We start from the raw sequence: 6000 nt of genomic DNA, 5'->3' as shown, positions 1-6000 counted from the left end.
CTTGATATTCATAATTGGGTGCGTTTGAAATTCTACACCCAAATATACACCCAATTATTGAGATAGCAAAAGACATTTAGAAACATTTAGTTTTACTCTATATTGTAATTTGTACTTGATTATCAGTTATTTGCGGTTTTATGATATTCTGTGAAAGTATAAGTTCGAGAGCTCTCTCTCCGCCAATAAGAAGTGTAAATCAAGCATTTGCGAGGTTTACACTTCTTTTTTTATATTCCGAATTAGAACCTCTATCTGTTTTATTGGAGCATCCAACAACTGAAGTGTCGTACGAGTCTATATACATAAAATGGTTCCACTAACAATACAGAACTATAAAATTCAGTTTATATTTGTTGAACACGTTACAGCCATCTAATTTTATAACTTCAATAAAAAAAGTATTTTATAGCACATCAAACCATTTACATAAAAACTGAATATGATAAATATATATCCTATCTCCTACAACAAAAAGCAATATCTCGATTTACTGCTCCTTGCCGATGAGCAAGAATCCATGATCGATCGCTATTTAAAACGTGGAGACATGTTCGTTCTAACTGAAAACAATGAGGTTAAAGCTTCATGCGTTATAACTGAAGAAGGTAAAGGTATCTACGAAATCAAAAACATTGCTGTCTATCCACAGTTCCAGCGTCAGGGATATGGAAAAAAGTTGATATTCTTTCTTCTGGAACATTATAAAGATCGATGCCATACAATGCTTGTCGGAACCGGAGACTCTCCTATAACTATAGCCTTCTACAAGAATTACGGATTTGTATATTCACATCGGATACCCAACTTTTTCACCAACAATTATGAGCATCCGATTTTTGAAGCAGGTAAACAATTGAAAGATATGATTTACCTTAAAATTAAGATAAGTAAATAAGGAGCAACACAAAAATCAAAAAGATTCGTCGACTAAAATAGAGAGTTTCTCTAACTATACAGAAAGAATTACACACTTACCTAAAAACGAAAAAACATCAAATATAAAAACAGACAGTCTACCCCACTTGCTAAACTCCTGACATTTCGCTATATTTGCGCCCAATATAATAACAATTAACCAGACATACCTATTATCAAAATGAAGAAATGTTTATTAACCGCTGCTTTAGCCCTGACACTGGGAGGAGCCAGCATGGCACAAAGTACCAACCCATTTCTATCAGAATCGTATGGTACTCCGTATGAAATCGCTCCTTTCGAAAAAATCACGACCGACAACTATCGAGAAGCTTTTCTGAAAGGAATGGAACAACAGAAACAGGAAATCAATGCCATCATCCGAAATCGTGCAGTACCTGATTTCGAAAACACAATCGTAGCTCTCGACCGCAGCGGAGAACTGCTAACAAAAGTTGAATATGTATTCGGAGCCATTGCAAGCAGCAATTCCACCGAAGAAACCCGCGCACTGGAAAAAGAGCTTTCTCCTCTGTTCTCTGCTCATTACGACGACATTTATCTGAATCCTCAGCTTTTTGCTAAGGTGAAGGAAGTTTACGATAATCAGAAAAAATTCGGACTGGATAAAGAACAAACAAAATTACTGGAAAACGTATATAAACGCTTCGTTCGTGGTGGTGCAGGCCTAAACGACGAACAGAAAGCAGAACTACGCAAGCTGAACAGTGAAATCTCGTTACTGGAACTTACTTTCAGCCAGAACTTGATGCACGAAACCAACAATACATTTGTCACTGTCGACAAGCTGGAAGATATGGAAGGCCTTCCTGAAGCAAACATTGAAGCTGCGACTAAAATGGCGGAAGAAAACGGACAGAAAGGCAAGTGGATGTTCAACATGCAACGTCCCAGCTGTAATCCGGTGCTGCAATATTGCAAGAACCGTGACCTGCGCCATCGTATATACGATGCTTATTACAACAGAGGAAACCAGAATAACGAATACGACAATAAGGAAATTTCCCGCAAGCTGGTTACCTTACGTCTGCAAAAAGCTAAGTTAATGGGCTACAAAGACTATGCTTCGCTTGCTCTCGACAACCGTATGGCAAAAAATGAACAGAATGTTTATCGTCTGCTCAATCAGGTATGGACACCTGCCGTAGAAAAAGCAAAAGAAGAGTTGAACGACATCCGTGCCGAAATCAAGAAAGAAGGATACGACTTCGAGCCGGAGGGATGGGATTATATGTACTATCTCAACAAGGCCAAACAGGCTAAATATGCCATCGACGAGGATAAAGTGTCAGAATACCTGGAAATAAATAATGTAATGAAAGGTATCTTCTATGTAGCCAACAAGCTGTATGGACTGACATTCAAGGAATGTACTGATAAATTCCCCGTATACGAAAAAACTGCACAGTCGTGGGAAGTTATCGATAAAGACGGAAAGGTACTGGCTATTTTCTACAGCGACTACTATCCACGCGACGGAAAAGGTGCGGGAGCATGGTGTACCGGCTTCAGAGATCAGTCATACAATGGAAAAGAACGTGTACTGCCTATAGTAGTGAACGTCTGCAACATGACAACAGCCAGTGGCGACAAACCAGCGCTGCAAAGCATTGACAACGTAACAACCATGTTCCACGAGTTCGGACACGCACTGCATGCCTTTATGCACGACGTCCATTATAATGGAGTATCGGATGTAGAACGCGATTTCGTAGAACTTCCTTCACAAATCAACGAACACTGGGCTTTCGAACCCGAAGTGCTGAATATCTATGCCAAACATTACCAGACAGGAGAAGTCATCCCGATGGAGCTGGTACAGAAAATAGAAGAAAGTGCCAAGTACGGTCAGGGATTTGCAACCGTAGAATACTTAGCAGCCTCACTTACAGATATAGATCTGCACACCTTGAAGGAAGTTCCTGCCGACCTGAACGTGATGGATTTCGAAACTCAGAAACTGAAAGAACGTGGCATTCCGTCACAGATCCTTCCACGTTACCGCGTTACAAATTTCAGTCATACCATGGGAGGCGGATACACAGCTGGATATTATAGCTACATGTGGGCAGAAGTGCTCGACTGTGATGCTTTCCAAGCCTTCAAGGAAACAGGTGACATTTTCAATCAGGACCTGGCTGAAAAATTCCGCAAATATATCCTGACTCCGGGCGGTATAGACGACGGAATGACGATGTACAAGAACTTCCGTGGACGTGAGCCTCAAATTGATGCATTACTCAAGAACCGTGGATTACTGAAAGAAGAGCCTCAGACACTTACCAACGGCGACATCGAAAAAAGATAAATCCTTTCTACCGCCAACCTTGACCGGTAGACTTACCTTATAATCCCTCCGGATGCCTTTACGACAAGACATCCGGAGGGATTTCTCGTTATAAACAGCAAACAGCAGACACAAACAGAACAGTCCGACCGACTCCTTCGAACTCCAATTCATCCACAGGCTTTTTCCACAAAGGACAAATAGAACATTCCGCGCCTCAATCTGCCATTTTACCCCATATCACTTAAAATTCACCACTTTTTAAAGAAAATATCAGCAAAAATTTTTGTGTTTCTCCTCAATCCACTATATTTGTATACAATTTTGGTACAAAATGACGGAAGAAGATAAAAAGCTATTGAACACTTTCGAAGGAAAGCTGAGGCATTTTATGTATTTATACGAAGAATTAAAGAAAGAAAACGCCTCTCTCCGACAACTTCTTGCCGAAAAAGAAGTTGAAATATCCGAACTTCAAAATAGCCGGAAAGAATTAGAAGCCATGTATACCAATTTAAAAACAGCTCGCATAATCAGTATCAACGACAATGAACTCCGCGATACGAAACAGAGATTGGCGAAGCTTGTGCGTGAAGTCGACAAATGTATCGCTTTGCTGAATGAATAATCTAAACGGTGAAAAGAACATGACGGACGACCAAATGAAAATACATCTGCTGATTGACAATGAACGATATCCCCTGATCATCAAACGTGAAGAGGAACATTTATATCGGGATGCAGCCAAACAGATTGACTATAAACTAAACAAATACCGCAATAAGTTCCCAAATTTCAATACTGAGAAGTATTGGGTGATGACAGCTCTGGAACTGGCTTTTGAAAATATGTCTATGAAAGACCGTAATGATACGCAACCTTATCTCGAAAAGCTTAAACAGCTGGAAGAAGACATAGACGAATGTATCAAAAAAGAAAGTGAGTAAGCGTTTAGTGTACAGAAGATAGGAAAACATTTGCGCACAAGCTTGATGCCGGGAATATAACCCGACTGATAGTTTGTGCGCTTTTTATTTATATATTTAAACTAACTTGTAATGTTGACATTAGTAATATTGACGGTCATTGCCTTTCTGGTTGGAGGGGCACTTTCGTATTGCTTTTTCAAGTATGGCTTGAAAGCGCGATATGATAAAATTATAAAAGAAGCGGAAACAGAGGCCGAGGTTATCAAGAAAAACAAACTTCTGGAGGTAAAGGAGAAGTTCTTGAACAAGAAGGCCGACCTGGAAAAGGAAGTAGCTCTGCGTAACCAGAAAATCCAGCAGGCGGAAAACAAGCTGAAACAGCGTGAAATGGTTCTGAACCAGAAAAACGAAGAGTTGCAGCGTAAGCGTAACGAAAACGAGGCTATCAAGGAAAACCTCGATGCCCAGCTGGTTATCATCGACAAGAAAAAAGAAGAACTGGATACACTCCAGGCTCAGGAACGTGAAAAACTGGAAGCTCTCTCCGGACTTTCTGCCGAAGAAGCAAAAGAACGCCTGGTAGAATCACTGAAAGAAGAAGCTAAGACGCAGGCTCAGTCTTATATCAACGATATCATGGACGATGCCAAACTTACAGCAAACCGTGAAGCCAAACGCATCGTTATCCAGTCTATCCAGCGAGTTGCTACAGAAACAGCTATCGAGAACTCGGTAACTGTATTCCATATCGAATCAGACGAAATCAAAGGACGCATCATCGGTCGTGAAGGTCGTAACATCCGTGCACTGGAAGCTGCGACCGGAGTGGAAATCGTAGTAGACGATACTCCCGAAGCTATCGTATTGTCAGCATTCGACCCCGTCCGTCGTGAAATTGCCCGCCTTGCCTTGCATCAACTGGTTACCGACGGCCGTATCCATCCGGCACGTATTGAAGAAGTGGTTGCCAAGGTTCGCAAGCAAGTGGAAGATGAAATCATCGAAACCGGTAAGCGTACGACAATCGACCTGGGTATCCACGGTCTGCATCCTGAACTGATCCGTATCATCGGTAAGATGAAATACCGTTCTTCTTACGGACAAAACCTGTTACAGCACGCCCGTGAAACAGCCAATCTGTGCGCCGTCATGGCATCCGAACTGGGACTTAATCCGAAGAAAGCTAAACGTGCCGGACTGTTGCACGATATCGGTAAGGTACCCGACGAAGAACCTGAATTGCCACATGCACTGCTGGGTATGAAGCTGGCCGAGAAGTATAAAGAAAAACCCGATATCTGCAACGCGATCGGTGCTCACCACGATGAAGTAGAAATGACCAGCTTGCTGGCTCCTATCGTACAAGTTTGCGATGCTATCTCTGGAGCTCGTCCAGGTGCACGCCGCGAAATCGTAGAAGCTTACATCAAGCGTCTGAACGATCTGGAACAACTGGCCATGTCTTATCCGGGTGTTACAAAGACATACGCTATTCAGGCAGGCCGAGAGCTGCGCGTCATCGTAGGTGCCGACAAGATAGACGACAAGCAGACAGAAAGTCTGTCGACTGAAATCGCCAAGAAGATTCAGGATGAAATGACTTATCCGGGACAGGTTAAGATCACCGTTATCCGTGAAACTCGTGCGGTAAGCTTCGCTAAATAATGCCAAGACGAGCAATCGTTCGAAAGAAAAAGATTAAAGCGAAAGCATTTACTCTGCAAAAGACATATTACAAGTAAATAAAAGAGCCGTATCATTACTCCCAAAATATTGAGGTATATGATACGGCTCTTTTTCTGTTTTTCAATAACATATACAGTTTTGCCTCCAAATGCCAGCATC

Annotated in this window: 5 protein-coding genes; all 5 read left to right on the top strand. The window is 41.8% G+C overall.

Annotation, left to right across the window (positions count from 1 at the left end; genetic code table 11):
- The first annotated feature begins 442 nt into the window (after positions 1-442).
- The 5 genes from ACZM60_RS05565 (at position 443) to rny (ending at position 5820) form a co-directional block, all read left to right on the top strand.
- On the top strand, positions 443-898 hold the full coding sequence (locus ACZM60_RS05565) for a GNAT family N-acetyltransferase (RefSeq protein ID WP_489520987.1): 456 nt from the start codon (positions 443-445) through the stop codon (positions 896-898).
- 201 nt (positions 899-1099) lie between these two features.
- On the top strand, positions 1100-3247 hold the full coding sequence (locus ACZM60_RS05560) for a M3 family metallopeptidase (RefSeq protein WP_489520986.1): 2148 nt from the start codon (positions 1100-1102) through the stop codon (positions 3245-3247).
- Between the two features lie 313 nt (positions 3248-3560).
- Positions 3561-3854, top strand: coding sequence for a hypothetical protein (locus ACZM60_RS05555; RefSeq protein ID WP_021971370.1), 294 nt, complete (start codon positions 3561-3563; stop codon positions 3852-3854).
- A gap of 19 nt (positions 3855-3873) precedes the next feature.
- Positions 3874-4173: a cell division protein ZapA gene (locus ACZM60_RS05550; RefSeq protein WP_021971369.1), complete on the top strand. Its 300-nt coding sequence runs from the start codon at positions 3874-3876 to the stop codon at positions 4171-4173.
- Between the two features lie 111 nt (positions 4174-4284).
- Complete coding sequence (gene rny, locus ACZM60_RS05545; RefSeq protein ID WP_021971368.1) at positions 4285-5820, top strand: ribonuclease Y; 1536 nt, start codon at positions 4285-4287, stop codon at positions 5818-5820.
- The last annotated feature ends 180 nt before the right edge of the window (positions 5821-6000 follow it).

The organism is Phocaeicola sp. (genome assembly GCF_057861905.1).
Note: the sequence above shows the minus strand (reverse complement) of the source record. Positions and strands in the feature narration are given on the sequence as shown.

Bases quoted from the DNA above. Each gene is read 5' to 3' on its own strand.
- ACZM60_RS05555 (WP_021971370.1), top strand. From the start codon at position 3,561: ATGACGGAAGAAGATAAAAAGCTATTGAACACTTTCGAAGGAAAGCTG.
- ACZM60_RS05550 (WP_021971369.1), top strand. From the start codon at position 3,874: ATGACGGACGACCAAATGAAAATACATCTGCTGATTGACAATGAACGA.
- rny (WP_021971368.1), top strand. From the start codon at position 4,285: ATGTTGACATTAGTAATATTGACGGTCATTGCCTTTCTGGTTGGAGGG.
- ACZM60_RS05560 (WP_489520986.1), top strand. From the start codon at position 1,100: ATGAAGAAATGTTTATTAACCGCTGCTTTAGCCCTGACACTGGGAGGA.
- ACZM60_RS05565 (WP_489520987.1), top strand. From the start codon at position 443: ATGATAAATATATATCCTATCTCCTACAACAAAAAGCAATATCTCGAT.